This window comes from Zwartia lucis (genome assembly GCF_965234455.1).
Taxonomy (GTDB): Bacteria; Pseudomonadota; Gammaproteobacteria; order Burkholderiales; family Burkholderiaceae_B; genus Zwartia; species Zwartia lucis.
Genome location: NZ_OZ248474.1, coordinates 549,879 through 565,628, shown reverse-complemented (window position 1 = coordinate 565,628; position 15,750 = coordinate 549,879). Strand labels below are relative to the sequence as shown.

Sequence of the window (15,750 nt, the reverse complement as noted above, 5' to 3'; positions counted from 1 at the left end):
CCAGCCTGCGTGCAGCCATTGTCACGATGACTATTCTTGGGCCTTGTAGAGCTTTGGCTCCATTCCGGGAGCAGGAAATAGTATCCAACGATTAAAGTTACGTGTATTCTATTTACCTCACGTTGAGACTTTATACGCTATCCAGCGACTACACATTAATCAACTCAAAAATTCATCATGCTGACACTTTCGCTTCGTAACGCTTTTTCAATCCTGATCCTTTCAATCTCCACAATTTTCGCTTCGAGCGCTCACGCAGAGACTCGCGCCGCATTGGAACGCAATTCACGTGCCTCACTCAACGCCCTGATTTCACAAAATGCTATCGCCAAAGAGCTCAGCACTAAAGCAGCCGCAATTTTAGTTTTCCCTAGCATCAAAAAAGCTGGCTTCATGGTCGGTGGCCAGTATGGCGAGGGCGTCCTGTGGCGCGGCGACAAGGCTGCTGCGTTTTACAATACGGGTGGCGCCTCTTTTGGTTTTCAGGCGGGCGCTCAAGAGTATGGTTATGCCATGTTTTTCATGACCGAGGCGTCCATTAACGCCCTGAATGTCGCCGAAGGTTTCGAGGTTGGCGTCGGCCCCAGTGTTGTTGTGATTGACCAAGGCATGGCGAACTCCATGACGACCACCACCATGCAAAAAGATATTTACGCCTTTGTGTTCGGACAAAAAGGGTTGATGGCAGGTGTTGGCATTCAAGGCAACAAGATTACGAAAATCAACAAGTAAGCACCCTCTCCGTGCAAACGCCTGAGCTAAAGTTACCTCCACTCCCCGCTGGCCGGCACTATCGCTTTCATGCGATGAACAAACCCTCCGGCGCGGAGTGCAATATCGATTGCGATTATTGTTTTTATCTGCATAAAACAGATCTGCTCGAACATAAGCCGCATGCGCGGATGGATGATCCCACCCTTGAGCAGCACATCCGCCAATACATCGAAAGTCAGACAGGCGAACAGGTCGTGTTTTCCTGGCAGGGTGGTGAACCCACCTTGATGGGGTTGCCCTTTTATGAGCGTGTCGTCGAATTACAAGCTAAGTACGCCAAGCCAGGTCAGCGTATCGAAAACGACTTGCAAACAAATGGCATTGCGCTGGATGATGCGTGGATCGCTTTCCTTAAAATAAATCATTTTCACGTTGGACTTTCCATTGATGGTCCGCGGGAGCTACACGATCGTTATAGAAAAACGCGTAATAACAAACCCACGTTCGATTTGGTGATGAGTGCTGCCCGCAAACTCGTCGCTGCCGACGTATCTTTTGCAGCACTGTGTGTCGTGAATCGCGCAAATGCCAAACACCCAAAAGAGGTTTATCGCTTTTTGGTCGATGAAGTCGGCAGTTGGCGGGTGCAGTTCAACCCTGCCGTTGAACCTCGTGCGTTCAAAGAGTCTGCGCCTGGAAAAATGGATTTTTCTTCTGCGCCCCTACAAGATTCGGCACGTGCCAAGCCAGGCCATCCCTTATCGATCGTGACAGACTGGTCCGTCGATCCTGATGACTATGGCACGTTTTTATCGGGTGTTTGGGATGAATGGCTTGCGACGGATTTCGGTCGTATTCATGTCAATCTATTTGAAACAGCGATCGCACAAGCGGCGGGAATGCCCGCCCAGACATGCACGCAAGCAGAATTTTGTGGCAAAGGACTCGCCGTAGAACACGACGGTGAGGTGTACTCCTGCGATCACTTTGTTTACCCTGAATACCGCCTCGGCAATATCGCACAAACGCATCTGGGTGACATGGCATTTTCTGTCGTGCAAGAAAAATTCGGGATGGACAAGCGCGACACTTTGCCCAAGCAGTGTCGCTCTTGTGACTATCTCCAACTCTGCTGGGGTGAGTGTCCAAAAAACAGACTCATCAAAAGTCGTGATGGCGAATCCGGAATGAACTATCTCTGCTCCGGCCTCTATCACTTTTACGACCACATCGGTCCCGATGTGGTTCGTATTCTCAGGCACTTGGGTCGTCTACCCAAATAAAGCCACCTAAGAAGTTTCTATTTCTTCGGTGGGAAAATCTCTTTCCATTCTTTCTTCATATCCACGACGACCCAGCCTTTCTCTGGCGCCATATCGAGTGTTTTTTCAAGTTTTCCAATGGGTGAATGACGATCGTAAGCCACCTCGCGGATATCGTCGGTATGACGGATCAACATACCAAAGCGGGGCCCTTTAGCGGCTGTCGTCCACATCAGCATTTCATGATCTCCATCTGAATTACCAAAGGCCATCACTGGGCGCCGCCCAATACGTTCTTGAATCGCGATGGGTTTATTCGGGCCATCATCGATGAATTGCAACTGGGGCAAACCAATGATTTTAGGGGTGCCATCGACAATCTCGAATTTGGACTTGATGGAGCTTCCAATGACGCGTTCAGGAGGAATGCCATAGACCCTCTCGGTCCAAGGTCGCATAAACTCAATGCCTCCACCCGAAACGATATAATTTTTATAGCCACGCGCCTCCAGATGCGCGAGTAACTCCAGCATCGGCTGATAGATCATCTCCGTGTATGGACGTCCTGTTTTAGGATGACGCGCGGTCTTTAGCCACTGCTCGACCGTGCTGCGGAAAGTTTCAGTGTCGACGCCGGCATGCGTCGCAGCGATGAGTTCAAAGAGGCCCTTATGACCTGTGGCGAGCACAGCTTTTAAATCATCTTCAAGAACTGCTTTAAATGGCTGCGTGGTCTTCCAGGCTGGATGCTGAGGCGCAAGCGCTTTGATGCGATCAAAAGTGAAAGCGATCTGAACATAAATGGGTTGTTCGCTCCAGAGGGTGCCATCGTTATCAAATACCGCGATACGTTCTGGAACGGGTATGTAATCAGCACTTCCCTGCGTTGTGGTTTTGTCGATAAAACTGATCAAAGCTTGTTTGCTTGGACCCTCAATCCAAGAAGGCAGCAGTCCTTGAGCGAAGGCATTGAATGCAACACATATCAATAGACCCGCAATCATTTTCTTCATTAAAAAATCACCTCTCTACGATCAATAAAAAACTCCGCCTGATCAGGGCGGAGTGAGTATAAAACGCTGATGTGCTCAACTGCGCTTGAGCTCCTTAGTTTTGCTGCGAACGCATCACAGCTTCCATGACGCGATCGAGGTTAAAGCTCCCTGGTTTCTGGCGAGGAGGGAACTCACGGAAGCTCTGCAGCCAATTGCCTACATAGGCTCCTGCTGGAGCGATCGCGAACATACGATCCAGATACCAACGCTGGTAACCCATTGCATGCTCCTTTTGCGCGCGCTCGAACGGATCCATACGCAAGTTGGTCAGCGTAGGGGCACGTAACTGAGTGAAAGGTTTTTGCCAAACCTCCATGCCCTCAGCATCTTGCTGCAAGAACGTGACCTTCCAGTTGTCGTAACGCAAAGCCGCCACGCTGCCATCATCGGTCCAGTAAATAAACTCGCGACGCGGCCAAACTTGCTTCTCGTCTTTCAACGCGGGACCGAGGTCGTAGCCATCTAGATGGACCTTGTAAGTCATGTCGCCAATTTTGCGGCCCTTGAGCAGCTCTTGTTTGACAGTCTTGTCACCCGCCGCGGCCAACAGAGTTGGAACCATATCTTCATGCGCGGCAATATTGTTGTTGATCGTGCCAGGCTTGATCACGCCGGGCCACTTGATCATCGCCGGAACGCGATAACCACCTTCCCAGTTGGTATTCTTTTCGCCACGGAACATCGTGGTGCCGCCGTCGGGCCAGGTAAAGGTTTCTGCTCCATTGTCGGTCGAATACATAATGATAGTGTTCTCATCGAGTCCGAGCTCTTTGAGTTTGGCAAGAATCTGGCCTACGTGACCGTCATGCTCGACCATACCGTCTGCATAGACGCCCAGGCCTGTCTTGCCTCTTGAGGCTTCCTTCAGATGCGTAAAGATATGCATGCGGGTGGAGTTCCACCAGATGAAGAAGGGTTTATCTTCTTTTTTCGCACGTTCCATAAAGTCGATCGTCTTGACCATCACCTCGTCATCAATCGTCTCCATGCGCTTACGTGTCAAGGGACCCGTATCCTTGATCGCGCCACCCGCAAAGCTATGGATCACACCGCGAGGACCGAATTTCTTTTTGAACTCTGGGTCTTTTGGGTAGTCTGGATTCTCTGGTTCTTCTTCGGCGTTCAGGTGATAGAGATTGCCAAAAAACTCATCAAATCCGTGTGCAGTCGGTAACATGTCGTCGCGATCACCGAGGTGATTCTTACCGAACTGTCCTGTCTTGTAGCCACGGGCTTTTAGGAGCGTTGCGAGCGTTGGATCCTCTTTACGCATCCCTTCAGGTGTGCCTGGCAGGCCGACTTTTGTCAGACCTGTACGGATCGGTGACTGTCCTGTAATGAAGGCAGCACGTCCAGCCGTACTACTCTGCTGTCCGTACCAGTCCGTGAAGAGAGCACCTTGCTTGGCAATGCTGTCAATATTGGGCGTTTTGTAGCCCATCATTCCATGGTTGTAAGCGCTGATATTGAACTGGCCAATATCATCACCCCACAGGATCAGAACATTAGGTTGTTTTTGAGCAAGCGCTTGCGTCGAAACTAGTGCGCCAAAAGCCACAGCAAGCGCCATCGTGCTCTTTTTTAGCGTAAATTTCATATTCACTCTCCGGTCGTCGGATGCAACATTTTGATGCAATTATTGATAAAGCGTTACGAACTCTTTTATTGGAACACAATTGTCAAATATCAAACATCTTTTATTGTGCATGATCGTTTATTTTTATGCGCTTACACCGCCTGTTTATGCCGCTGAGCGGGCATATCAGACCAAGCTGACTCTACCGCAGCAACAAGACATATCTCTGCACGTCTTCCTACCCATAAATACACCGAAAGGCGTACTTATTGCCCTACACGGTTGCGGAGGCTTGCTTTCCACCAACACACAAAACGGCGACAAACTCTCCTCTCGACATGCAGGAATGGCCAAATTTGCCAATGACTTGGATTGGATCGCCGTTTTTCCTGATAGTTTTACGCTTCGTGGTCGTAGAGAGATTTGCACGCAGAAATTTTCAGAGCGCACCATCAAACAAAGTCATAGAAAAATGGATGCTCTAGCCACTGCGAACTGGGTCAAGGCGCAAAACTGGCTTGAGGCTGGGCAGCCGCATACAACACCAAGCCCTCTCAAAAGCGTTTTATTAGGGTGGTCAAATGGTGGGACGACGGTATTACAAACCATTGAAACGCCTAAAACAGAAACTTCAGTTGGTTCCGCCTATCGCGTCGAAAACCTCATTGATCAGGCTGTGGCTTTTTATCCTGGCTGTTCACAACAGTTAGCGCGCGATTACCAAACACGCGTCCCCCTCACGCTCTTTATCGGAGGCAAGGATGACTGGACGCCCCCGAAACCATGCATCGCGCTTGGGGAACGCATCGGAGCACAGTTATTTGTGTATCCGGAGGCGCATCATGGCTTTGATAGTCCAACGGGTCAAGTGCGTTTGCGACGCGATGTCCCGAATGGCGTCAATCCAGGTGAAGGTGTACATGCCGGTCCGCACCCCGCTTCAAGAGCGGACGCCTACGACAAACTGAAAATGATTCTGGAGCAACTTTCTTATTCAATCCGTTGAGCGGCGAACAATTTTCATCAGACCCTGTGCAGTCATGATTTCTCGGTCCTCGACACATAATGTTCCACGCAGAAAAATCAGACTCGCGCTTTTTCTTGTGACTTGAACACGCGCGACCACGAACTCACCGGCTTTTGCGGGAGCGAGGAAATGCGTGTCGAGCTGGATCGTTGCACTGGGCTGGCGATCCGCCTCACTCCAAGCAATCATGCTGATAGCCTGATCCATAAATGACATCAATACGCCACCATGTGCGATGCCGAGCGAATTTTCATGCTGGGGCGCAAGAAGTAAGCCGTAGTCCCAAGATGCCGTATTTTTTTTTGACCAAAGTGTGCCTATCGTTGAATAAAATCCTGCAGTGCGACATGCTTTCCATCCTGCGTGCTCGGGATTAAATGGTCCGCTCATGTTTCCTCCTATTATTTTTAAATTCCTGTTATTTTTAAACAAAAACTTGGTCTGTCACGATGCGAGCCTCTAACTGCATCTCCTTGATCAATTTTTGTATTTCAGTTTTGTTCAGCGCATCCATGAGGCTCGCACAAACAATCGTGTGCGAAATTTTGCCCGTTGGCGAGAGTACGGGGACCGCTGCAATAGACACGCCTGCGATGTAAGTATTTCGATCCAGACTGAAATGGTTTTTTTTGGCAAAAACAACTTCCTTGTTCCAGTCTTCATATTTCACAGGTTTATCCCAACGTAATGTTGAAAAGCGCTTTTTGATATCGGTCTGAGATTGCCCACCAAAGGCCGCCACCAGCCTGCCTGTCGCACTCAACAAAGCCGGGAACACACTCCCGACATCGACATGCAAACGAAAAGGCATGCTCGAGCGTGACAACGCGACCACGATCATTTGCTCCGGATCGCTCACATCGACACCAATCGCGGTGACACCCCATTTTGTAGATAAGCGATCAAGTGCAGGTTGAACGAGTAATGGAAAAGCATTTGACTCCATCGCGCTCCGAGCCAAGCTCAGCATGCCGGCACCGAGTCGATAGTGTTTTGTGATCGGGTCAAAGGAGATGAGCTTTTCCTCAGCCAAGGCACGCAAAATATGCAGGCAAGTGCTTGGCACAAGTCCTAGCGCCTGCGCAATCGCATTGACCCCCAGGGGGGTACGCATTTTCCCAAGAAATCGTAGGATCGCAACCGCCCGCGAAACCGCGGGGACAGGCCGAATACGCGGCGCACTGGTGGACGATTTGCTCGCTTCGGTTAGCTTTTTCATATTTAAAATTATAACTAATTTTGTTGTACTAATACAATAACTATTTGTATTTGACAATGAAGGTCTCAGTCGTTAAATTCATTTCATTATTGATATTTAAAAACTTAGAGACAAGCCATGACAAAGCTGACCGAATACATGTCGTATGCGGACGCGCAACAGCATTTTTCCTCGGAAAAATTGTGGGATCTTTTTGATGGCGACAGAGAGCGACTCAATATCGCTCATGAGTGTGTCGATCGATATGCGGATAGTCATGAAACAGCCTTGATCGTCGTTCGAGCCGATGGCCCTGATGAAATCATTTCCTATAAGGATCTGTCTGAAAAGTCCTCACAATTTGCGCATTATCTTCAACAACAGCAGGTCAAACCCGGCGATCGTGTCGCCGTAATGCTCGAGCCATCGCTTGCGTTTTATGCTTGTGTCTACGGCATTATGAAAATGGGCGCGATCGCTGTACCACTGTTTACCTTGTTTGGTCCCGATGGCTTGGCGCTTCGAATCAGAGACTGTTCTCCCACCATGCTGCTGACCAACAGCGAGAAAATCGACATCGTCGACGCTGCAACGCTCAAACGAACACAGTTGGCCGATGAGAAATTTATGTCGATGCTGACGCAATACCCCACTTCGTTTACTTGCAACACGCGCGCCGACGATTTCGCGATTTTTCAATATACGTCCGGCACGACGCGAGAACTGCCCGAAGCCGTTAAACACAAACATCGCTCCATTGTGACCTTAATGGTGGCCGCACTCTACGGCACCGGATTGCGACCGGGCGATCGTTTCATGTGTCCCTCCTCTCCCGCCTGGGGACATGGTTTATGGCACGGCACGCTGGCGCCGATGGCGCTGGGCCTCACGGTGGGTGCTTTCGCCGGAAAATTCAATGCCGAACGTCTACTTAACAGCTTGCAAGAGCATCGATTCAACAACATCTCGGCTGCAGCCACGCACTATCGCATGATGAAAAACGCCGGCGTTGCAAACCGCTACACCTATGATTTGAACAAGATGTCCTTCACTGGCGAACCTATCGACACCGCTACTGAAGAGTTTATTGATCAAACTTTCGGCATCAGAGTCTGCAGCATGTATGGCACGACTGAAATTGGCGTCATCTTGGTGAGTTATCCGGGTGCATCGGATTTTGTCGTCAAACATGGCTCGCTCGGCAAACCTATCCCAGGTGCTCAAGTTCAAGTGCAAGACGCCAAGGGGCACCCCTGTCCTCCCGGCGTCACGGGTGAGCTGAAGGTGTGGCGCAAAGGCCAGTGGCTTCCAACCAAAGACCTGGGACGCACCGACGACGAAGGCTATTTCTTCCATGGCGGGCGCGCCGATGATGTCATTATCTCCGCCGGCTGGACGATGAGCGCGGTCGAAATCGAGGACGCGATACTCAAACACCCTGACGTGTCAGAGGCTGCAGCTATTGGGGTAGCGGATGCCTTACGCGGCCAATCAGTTAAGGCGTTCATCGTCACCAAGCGTCCGGGCGATACAACGTTCATCGATGAAATTCAACATCTGGTGCGCAGCCGGCTCAGCCAGCACGAATATCCTCGTCAGATTGCTTTTGTCAACGAACTGCCTAAAACACCCGCCGGAAAAGTGCATCGTAAAAAATTACGAGAGCAGGAACAAACGCTCAACAAAGTTTAAATTTCAATCAATAGTCTGGAGACACTGATGTCATCATCCACTGTAGGTCAAAGAAGTTTTCCTAAAATTACCGAGCAAGGCTTGGATGATTTGCGTCGTCGCATCGGTGTCAAAATCGGGACAACCGCTGAGCCCTGGTGCTACGAAGCGACGCGCGACAACATCCGTCACTACGCGCACGGCATTGGTGATGACAATCCGCTTTGGTGCGACCCAAACTATGCTGCAAAAACTAAACATGGCGGCCTCGTCGCCCTGCCTAGCTTTCTTTACTCGACCAGCAGAATCGTGTCTGGTTATGTCGGCGGCCTGCCTGGCGTGCATGCAATGTGGTCAGGCTCGGACTGGACCTGGCACAAATATGCCAAGCGAAACGATGTCATCAGCACCGAAGCTTATTTGAAAGACTGCATTGAGCACGAAACACGTTTTGCCGGCAAGGCCATTCAGCAAATCTATCATGTGGATTTCTTTAATCAGACGGGCGACAAACTTGCCGAGGCCGATACCTGGTGCTTTCGTACCGAGCGCGACCATGCCAGAGAAAAAGGCACAAAGTACAAGTCCGTTCATGAAAAGGGGCATGTGACCTACTCGGATGAGCAAATCAAAGAAGCGTATAAGCTCTACGCGAACGAGGAAGTGCGTGGCGCCAACACACGCTATTGGGAAGATGTCACCGAAGGCGAAGCGCTACCTGTTTTATTTAAAGGTCCCATGACCGTCACGGGGTTTATCGCTTACGCCCAAGGCTGGGGTGGCCTCTACATTCGAGCGAATAAACTCGCCTGGCAACTGATCGACGCACACCCTGGCGTGGGCATCAAGAACCGCTTTGGCGTTCCCGATGTGCCCGAGCGTGTCCATTGGGAGGAAGACTTCGCACTCGAAGTCGGTGCACCAGGCGCGTACGACTATGGTCCGGAACGCAGCTCCTGGTTGATGCATCAACTGACAAACTGGATGGGCGATGACGGATTTTTGCGCAAAGCAGAATGCAAGATTAGACGTCACAATCCCGAAGGCGACATGATTTTCATCAAAGCCAAGGTTGTTAAAAAATACAAAGAAGGCGAGCGCCACTTTGTTGAGATTTCGCAAGAGGCGCACAACCAAGACAATGAGCTTTCCATTCTTGGTTCAGGTATCGTTGAGCTTCCTAGCCGAGGATAATCTTATGAGCGAACACCTGACATCACACGCCTGGCGCAGTACGGACAACTCCACGGGGTCTTTGGCAGGGGTTCGCGTGTTGGATCTGTCTAGGGTGGTCGCTGGTCCAATGTGCGCTCAGATGCTCGCTGATCATGGTGCAGACGTGATCAAAGTGGAGTCCGCGCAAGGCGACGAGACTAGGCGGCTGGGTCCACCGTTTACCGAGCCAGGTCAAGCGGCGTACTTTTCCGCCCTCAACCGTGGCAAGCGTGGCATTTGTCTCGATCTGGGTCAATCAACAGATCAACAGGTGATCCTTGCGTTACTGTCCGAGGCGGATGTACTGATCGAAAACTTCCTACCTGGCACCATGGAAAAATGGGGCTTAGGCTACGAGACGGCTCTCGCAGACCAGTTTCCCAAGCTGATCTATTGCAACATTTCTGGCTTTGGAAAAACAGGTCCCCTCGGCGGCCTGCCTGGCTACGATGCCGTGCTTCAGGCCATGTGCGGCGTGATGAGTATTAACGGTAGCGCCGCCTCAGGACCGACGCGCGTTGGTGTTCCGATCGTAGACCAAATGACGGGCTACACCGCTTTTTCCGGCATTTTGATGGCGCTCTTTGCTCGGACCACAACACAGCGCGGACAGCGCGTGGAGGCAACTCTTTTTGATACAGCGCTCAGTATGCTTGTGCCACATGGCTTGAACTGGATGACCTCTGGCGTCGTACCGGATCTGATGGGCAGTGCGCATCCAAATATCCCGACCTACGACAGATTCGATGTCGGTGATGGACAAATGTTCTTAGGTATTGTGAATGATGCCCAGTTCGTGCGTTTCTGCAAGCTGATCGAGCGCGAAGATCTCTGCAATGACCCTTTGTTTCAAACAAATAGTCAGCGGATAGCGAATAGATCAGCCTTGCGAAATGCTTTGGGGGATGCGTTAAAACACTTTTCACGCGCTAAGCTTTGTCAGGACCTGATGGAGGCGGGCGTGCCAGCCGGTCCGGTCAACACAGTCGCTGAGGCGATGCAACAAGCACATGCAAAAGCGCGTGACATGGTGATTGAACGTCCAGACTATCGTGGGATTGGCCTACCGATCAAACTCTCCGGGACACCGGGTCACGTCGGTTGCCGCCCTCCTAGGCTGGGCGAACACAACGACGAAATCATTAAAAAGTCGCCTATTTGACAATGAATTAAGGTCTGCTCAGCAGCCCTTTTTGCTTGTTCAGGGGGCTCCCCCGCCTAAAGGGCGTTGACTTAGCATAAATTAACTTAGATCTATCTAGGGAAAGCGATCGGACAACGATGGCATAGAGTTGTTTAGAATGAAGTGTTAAAAATTGTAAAGACATTAGGAGATAACATGAAATTGACCTTTAAACGCGGCTTGACCGCTGCCCTTGCCACTATGATGGCCTATGGCCTCGTGGCACCAGACGCTGCACAAGCCCAAGCAAAATGGCCTGAAAAGCAAGTCAAAATGATCGTACCCGCCCCTCCAGGTAGTGCACCGGACGGTCAAATTCGCCTGATTAGCCAAAAGCTTTCAGAAATGTGGGGTCAGCCCGTCGTCGTTGAAAACGTCGTCGGCGCCGGTGGCATTATCGGCGTTGATCGCGTTGCCAAGTCTGCTCCTGATGGTTACACCTTTTTGTACAACACGATTGGACCGATCGCTGTTGCAGAAAATCTAATGGGACCTGGCAAGCTGCCATTCAGCCCGTCCAAAGACCTGGTCGCTGTGAGCCTTGCCACTAAAACACCTAACTGGATCACCGTGCACCCCTCCGTGCCTGCGAACAACATCCAAGAGTTGATCGCACTCGCGAAAAAGAATCCTGGCAAGCTGCGCTACGGCACCGCCGGTCCTGGCACGACGCAACACCTGACGGGCGAGCTGCTAAATCTGGTTGAAAACATTCAGCTCGTCGGCATCCCATATAAGTCCAGCGCGCAAATGACAACGGATGGTCTGGGAGGTCAGTTCGAAATTCTGATTCACAATACCCCCGTTCTGCTTCCCTACATCCGCTCACAAAAATTGCGTCCCTTAGCGATCACCAGCGACAAGCGCTCGCCTGCCGAACCCCAGATCCCCACGATGATCGAAAGCGGTGTCAAAGACTTTGAAATCACTGCATGGTTTGGTTTCATGGCGCCTACAGGCACCCCAAAGCCCATTATCGATAAGGTCTCAAAGGACGTTGCTGCAGTCTTGGCCATGCCTGATGTCAACAAGCGCATTGTCGACCAAGCGACCGAAGTTGTCGGCAGCACGCCCGAGCAATACGCCGCGTTTATCAAGTCTGAAACTGCAAAGTGGAAAGACGTGATCATCCGCGCAAAAATGACTGCGGACTAAGTTGCACTCTACAACGACTGCAATCACCTTCTTTCAACGTTTTAGTTAGGAAGCTCCTATGCGCAACGCCATTTTTTCCAAACTCGCCCTCGCTCTTTCGATGAGCGCCGCGATGGCACTCCCCTTGTCGGCTCAAGCCCAAGGCACCGCACCTAAATGCTCGACTGCACAACTTATCGTACCTTGGGCTGCGGGTGGCGATACCGATATCGTTTTCCGCGTGTATGTTGATGCCATTAATAGAAGCGGTATCAAACCTGAGCTGCAAGTTGTCAATATCGGTGGCCAAGGTGGTAACAAAGGATCGGGCGAAGTTCGCAAAGCCAAACCCGATGGCTGCATGTTGGTGGCGATCCATGAAAGCGTGATCACAAGCTTCCTGACTGGACGTGTTCCCTTTACCTATGATGCATTTGATCCAGTCGCTTTGGTCAGCTACACACCCTCCATAGTGGGCGCAGCTCCTAAAGCACCATTCAAAACTACTACGGAAATGGTGGAGTATGCCAAAAAGAATCCCAAGCAAGTCACCGCAGGCGTGACCTTGGGTTCGACCAGTCACTTCATTTTCTTGCTGATTGAACAAGCGACGGGTGCCTCTTTCCGTTATGTCTCCTACGATGGTACGCGTGAGCGCAACACCGCTCTTCTTTCTGGCAACGTGCTACTCGGCGAGACAAATATTCTGTCTGCCAAGCAATACCTGGCTGAAGGCGCATTGCTAGCCCTCGGTATCGCGACCGAAGCCCGCGATCCACAACTGCCCAACGTGCAAACACTGAAAGAACAAAAGATCCCGGTGGTCTATGGTCTGGCGCGCGGTGTCATGGCGCCGAAGGGCACACCCGCCAACATCATTAAATTCTGGGACATCGCTTTTGAAAAGGCCTCCAAGGATCCCGCCGTCATTAAAGCGATCACTGGCGCAAGCTCGACCGTCATGTATAAATCAGCGGCTGACTATGGTGCATTCTTGAAGTCCTCGTATGACGAACATGAAAAGCTTGCTATCAAGATCGGTATGTACAAGAAGCCTTAATGCGGGTTGAGCTTTTCAGATGTCTCTGATAAGACGAGGCGCCCTTCAATGCCGCAGGACGCAAATCCTGCGGCATTTGTCTTTATTTTTAACTACTTTCTGGTTTTCCTATGAAACGCCTCAATCGTGACACGGTCACGGCTGTTCTACTTTTATTATTTTGTGGACTGCTTTTCCGACAGACATTTTTTGTGCGCAAGGTGCCTTTTTCGATTATGGGCTCCGAGGTCTGGCCGCGTGTCGTGCTCACGGCATTATTTATTTTGCTGTTGATCTATTTATTCAAGTCCCTCATTACCCCCCCAAAAGACGCCATTGAAAAACGGCCACTTAAAGTGTGGCTCGACATGTACCGCAATCCGCTCTTGTGCTTTGGGATGTTTTTCTTGTTTTTGATCAGTTTGCCTTACTTTGGCATGCTGATCAGCGGCATTCTCTTTGTTTTTATCACCCAGACGCTCATTGGCTCACGCGACAAGCGTAGCTTGATCCTTCACGCCATCGTTTCAGTGGGTGCCGTTGGCGGTATGTGGGCCATTTTCCGTTTCGGTCTAGGCGTCGTGATGCCTGCCGGCTCTTTGTTTTAAGTCAATAGGCTCGCCAATCATGTTTGAAAATATTTATACAGCTTTTGGCAATGTCTTTACGCTCTACACGCTCATGCTCATGGCCATTGGCGTGCTCTGTGGCCTCGTCGCTGGCTCCATACCAGGCTTTACGATCACAATGGCAGTTGTGCTGACCCTTCCTTTCACGTTCGGCATGAGTCCCATCGAAGGTCTTTCCACGATGCTTGGTGTGTATGTCGGCGGGTTAACTGGAGGCATGTTTTCTTCGGCCATCATCGGGATCCCCGGAACACCATCAGCGATCGCTACAACCTTTGACTCTTTCCCGATGGCCCGCAAAGGTCGCCCCGGGCTCGCGCTCGGTCTTGGTCTTTGGGCTTCCTTCATCGGCGGTATCCTCTCGGCGATTGTCTTGGTTTTTCTCGCGCCAACGCTTGCAAAAATCGGACTTGAATTCGGTCCCTGGGATTACTTCATGCTTGTCTGCTTCGCCCTGACGATCGCGGCAAGCCTCTCTGAGGGCGACCTCATCAAAGGTTTAATTTCAGGCGTCTTCGGCCTGGTGATCGCCGCCGTCGGTGAAGATGCGATCAATGGTGCAGAACGACTGACATTCGGGATTGAAAATCTGGGCTCCGGTTTTGACTTTCTCCCGGTACTGATTGGTCTGTTTGCCTTCAGTCAACTGCTCACGGATATGAGTGACTCTGAGGCCGCCAAAAAGCCCATGACCTCGAAGGCTCAAAAAGTGATTCGCATGGAGCATATTGAGTCGATTAGGCTCTGCTTTAAACATTGGGGAACGATGATTCGCTCCTCGGCCATCGGACTTTTCATCGGACTTCTTCCTGCCGCTGGAAGCTCCATTTCAAATATTCTTGCTTACGATCAAGAAAAGAAAGCGTCTAAACATCCAGAAAAATTTGGTACAGGCGTACCAGAAGGCATCATTGCATCTGAAGCCTCCAATAACGCGACCGCAGGCGGTGCGCTGATCACGATGATGGCCTTGGGGATTCCTGGAGATGCCGTGACAGCCGTCATGTTAGGCGCACTCACCATTCATAACATCGCACCTAGCCCAACCTTTATCTCTACCCAACCGACACTCGCCTACGCAATCATGATTGCGTACTTTTTAGCAAACTTTATGACGCTTTTTTTTACTTCAGCAAGTTTGCGCGTGTTCTTACTCGTCACACGTATCCCTCTTTATATTCTCGGCGTTGTGATTCTGTTGTATTGCGCGATCGGTGTATTTACACTCAATAACTCTACCTCTGACATCTGGACCCTGCTGGTTTTCGGTGTCCTGGGATTTATCATGGTCAGAAATGGCTTTCCGCTCACCCCAATGGTGTTGGGCGTGGTGCTGGGGCCGTTGGCCGAGATCAATCTGTCTCGTGCGATTGCGACTAGTGATGATCTGACTTTGTTTGTTACTCGTCCTTGGGCCTTGTTCTTTTTTGTCATGGCTGTATTTTCGGTTTTCTTCCCCGTATACCAAGCGGCACGCAATGCGAAAAAACGTTGGGCGACCTACTATGCGGCAGCCTTTATCGCTTGCTTGGCTGTCCCTATCATCCTGATGGGCGGGTGGTTCCGCACAGGCTTGGGGATCGCCTTTTTAGTCATAGCCGTCCTAATGTTTGTTAAACGTAGCCGTGCGCCCGCCACCTCAGTTTAAGGAGATCTCATCATGGCTCACACACCTATTATTCCAACGGGCTCAGCGCCTCCACTGGCACCTTATTCACCCGGCGTACGCGCAGGCAACAACATCTTTGTATCGGGGATGCTCGCGATCGATAAAGACGGAAAATCTGTCGGGATCGGCGACATCACAGCACAAACACGCCATGTGCTTGAAAGCGTCAAAGCAGTCATCGAAGCAGGTGGCGGAAAAATGAGTGATATCGCTTACAACGCGATTATCCTCAAGGACCTCGCTGACTATGCTGCGATGAACAAGATCTATGCCGAATACTTTCCTAACAATCCACCTGCGCGCTATTGCATTAAGGCTGACTTAGTCAAACCAGAGTTTCTGGTTGAGATTACCTCCGTTGCCTATTTAGGAAGCTGA

At 50.8% G+C, this 15,750-nt stretch carries 15 protein-coding genes; 11 read left to right on the top strand and 4 right to left on the bottom strand.

What is annotated here, in order from left to right; genetic code table 11:
• Window positions 1-177 precede the first annotated feature (177 nt).
• Window positions 178-732, top strand: a complete 555-nt coding sequence (locus AC8GE9_RS13485) for a lipid-binding SYLF domain-containing protein (RefSeq protein WP_506677654.1) — start codon at window positions 178-180, stop codon at window positions 730-732.
• 11 nt (window positions 733-743) lie between these two features.
• Window positions 744-1,997, top strand: a complete 1,254-nt coding sequence (locus AC8GE9_RS13480) for an anaerobic sulfatase maturase (RefSeq protein WP_506677653.1) — start codon at window positions 744-746, stop codon at window positions 1,995-1,997.
• 17 nt (window positions 1,998-2,014) lie between these two features.
• On the opposite strand, the gene AC8GE9_RS13475 is transcribed toward AC8GE9_RS13480, so the two are convergent.
• Window positions 2,015-2,989, bottom strand: coding sequence for an HAD family hydrolase (locus tag AC8GE9_RS13475; protein WP_506677652.1), 975 nt, complete (start codon window positions 2,987-2,989; stop codon window positions 2,015-2,017).
• 94 nt (window positions 2,990-3,083) lie between these two features.
• Window positions 3,084-4,628, bottom strand: a complete 1,545-nt coding sequence (locus tag AC8GE9_RS13470) for an arylsulfatase (RefSeq protein WP_506677651.1) — start codon at window positions 4,626-4,628, stop codon at window positions 3,084-3,086.
• Between the two features lie 79 nt (window positions 4,629-4,707).
• Here AC8GE9_RS13470 and AC8GE9_RS13465 point away from each other — a divergent pair, with 79 nt between their 5' ends.
• Complete coding sequence (locus AC8GE9_RS13465) at window positions 4,708-5,613, top strand: dienelactone hydrolase family protein (protein WP_506677650.1); 906 nt, start codon at window positions 4,708-4,710, stop codon at window positions 5,611-5,613.
• Here AC8GE9_RS13465 and AC8GE9_RS13460 read toward each other — a convergent pair.
• Both AC8GE9_RS13460 and AC8GE9_RS13455 read right to left on the bottom strand, forming a co-directional pair.
• Window positions 5,602-6,024, bottom strand: coding sequence for a PaaI family thioesterase (locus tag AC8GE9_RS13460; protein ID WP_506677649.1), 423 nt, complete (start codon window positions 6,022-6,024; stop codon window positions 5,602-5,604). The two genes, AC8GE9_RS13465 and AC8GE9_RS13460, sit on opposite strands and share 12 nt — an antisense overlap.
• A 34-nt stretch (window positions 6,025-6,058) precedes the next feature.
• A complete protein-coding gene (locus AC8GE9_RS13455) occupies window positions 6,059-6,853 on the bottom strand; it encodes an IclR family transcriptional regulator (protein ID WP_506677648.1) in 795 nt (264 codons plus the stop codon).
• 117 nt (window positions 6,854-6,970) lie between these two features.
• Here AC8GE9_RS13455 and AC8GE9_RS13450 point away from each other — a divergent pair, with 117 nt between their 5' ends.
• The 8 genes from AC8GE9_RS13450 (at window position 6,971) to AC8GE9_RS13415 (ending at window position 15,750) form a co-directional block, all read left to right on the top strand.
• Entirely contained in the window at window positions 6,971-8,524 is a 1,554-nt protein-coding gene (locus AC8GE9_RS13450; RefSeq protein ID WP_506677647.1) for an acetate--CoA ligase, read from the top strand.
• Between the two features lie 27 nt (window positions 8,525-8,551).
• Window positions 8,552-9,697 carry an FAS1-like dehydratase domain-containing protein gene (locus AC8GE9_RS13445; RefSeq protein ID WP_506677646.1) on the top strand — a complete coding sequence of 382 codons (1,146 nt, stop codon included), beginning with the start codon at window positions 8,552-8,554 and terminating at the stop codon, window positions 9,695-9,697.
• 4 nt (window positions 9,698-9,701) lie between these two features.
• On the top strand, window positions 9,702-10,880 hold the full coding sequence (locus AC8GE9_RS13440; protein WP_506677645.1) for a CaiB/BaiF CoA transferase family protein: 1,179 nt from the start codon (window positions 9,702-9,704) through the stop codon (window positions 10,878-10,880).
• A gap of 177 nt (window positions 10,881-11,057) precedes the next feature.
• Window positions 11,058-12,056, top strand: coding sequence for a Bug family tripartite tricarboxylate transporter substrate binding protein (locus AC8GE9_RS13435; RefSeq protein ID WP_506677644.1), 999 nt, complete (start codon window positions 11,058-11,060; stop codon window positions 12,054-12,056).
• Window positions 12,057-12,114: 58 nt separating this feature from the next.
• Window positions 12,115-13,095 (top strand): Bug family tripartite tricarboxylate transporter substrate binding protein, encoded by a 981-nt coding sequence (locus AC8GE9_RS13430; protein WP_506677643.1) that lies wholly within the window; start codon window positions 12,115-12,117, stop codon window positions 13,093-13,095.
• A gap of 110 nt (window positions 13,096-13,205) precedes the next feature.
• A complete protein-coding gene (locus tag AC8GE9_RS13425) occupies window positions 13,206-13,682 on the top strand; it encodes a tripartite tricarboxylate transporter TctB family protein (RefSeq protein WP_506677642.1) in 477 nt (158 codons plus the stop codon).
• Between the two features lie 19 nt (window positions 13,683-13,701).
• Window positions 13,702-15,351 (top strand): tripartite tricarboxylate transporter permease, encoded by a 1,650-nt coding sequence (locus AC8GE9_RS13420; RefSeq protein ID WP_506677641.1) that lies wholly within the window; start codon window positions 13,702-13,704, stop codon window positions 15,349-15,351.
• Between the two features lie 12 nt (window positions 15,352-15,363).
• On the top strand, window positions 15,364-15,750 hold the full coding sequence (locus AC8GE9_RS13415; protein WP_506677640.1) for a Rid family hydrolase: 387 nt from the start codon (window positions 15,364-15,366) through the stop codon (window positions 15,748-15,750).

Excerpts from the sequence above, each read along its gene's own strand:
- AC8GE9_RS13445 (WP_506677646.1), top strand. The coding sequence starts at position 8,552 with ATGTCATCATCCACTGTAGGTCAAAGAAGTTTTCCTAAAATTACCGAG.
- AC8GE9_RS13460 (WP_506677649.1), bottom strand. The coding sequence starts at position 6,024 with ATGAGCGGACCATTTAATCCCGAGCACGCAGGATGGAAAGCATGTCGC.
- AC8GE9_RS13420 (WP_506677641.1), top strand. The coding sequence starts at position 13,702 with ATGTTTGAAAATATTTATACAGCTTTTGGCAATGTCTTTACGCTCTAC.
- AC8GE9_RS13475 (WP_506677652.1), bottom strand. The coding sequence starts at position 2,989 with ATGAAGAAAATGATTGCGGGTCTATTGATATGTGTTGCATTCAATGCC.
- AC8GE9_RS13435 (WP_506677644.1), top strand. The coding sequence starts at position 11,058 with ATGAAATTGACCTTTAAACGCGGCTTGACCGCTGCCCTTGCCACTATG.
- AC8GE9_RS13470 (WP_506677651.1), bottom strand. The coding sequence starts at position 4,628 with ATGAAATTTACGCTAAAAAAGAGCACGATGGCGCTTGCTGTGGCTTTT.
- AC8GE9_RS13430 (WP_506677643.1), top strand. The coding sequence starts at position 12,115 with ATGCGCAACGCCATTTTTTCCAAACTCGCCCTCGCTCTTTCGATGAGC.
- AC8GE9_RS13450 (WP_506677647.1), top strand. The coding sequence starts at position 6,971 with ATGACAAAGCTGACCGAATACATGTCGTATGCGGACGCGCAACAGCAT.
- AC8GE9_RS13485 (WP_506677654.1), top strand. The coding sequence starts at position 178 with ATGCTGACACTTTCGCTTCGTAACGCTTTTTCAATCCTGATCCTTTCA.
- AC8GE9_RS13440 (WP_506677645.1), top strand. The coding sequence starts at position 9,702 with ATGAGCGAACACCTGACATCACACGCCTGGCGCAGTACGGACAACTCC.
- AC8GE9_RS13415 (WP_506677640.1), top strand. The coding sequence starts at position 15,364 with ATGGCTCACACACCTATTATTCCAACGGGCTCAGCGCCTCCACTGGCA.
- AC8GE9_RS13455 (WP_506677648.1), bottom strand. The coding sequence starts at position 6,853 with ATGAAAAAGCTAACCGAAGCGAGCAAATCGTCCACCAGTGCGCCGCGT.
- AC8GE9_RS13425 (WP_506677642.1), top strand. The coding sequence starts at position 13,206 with ATGAAACGCCTCAATCGTGACACGGTCACGGCTGTTCTACTTTTATTA.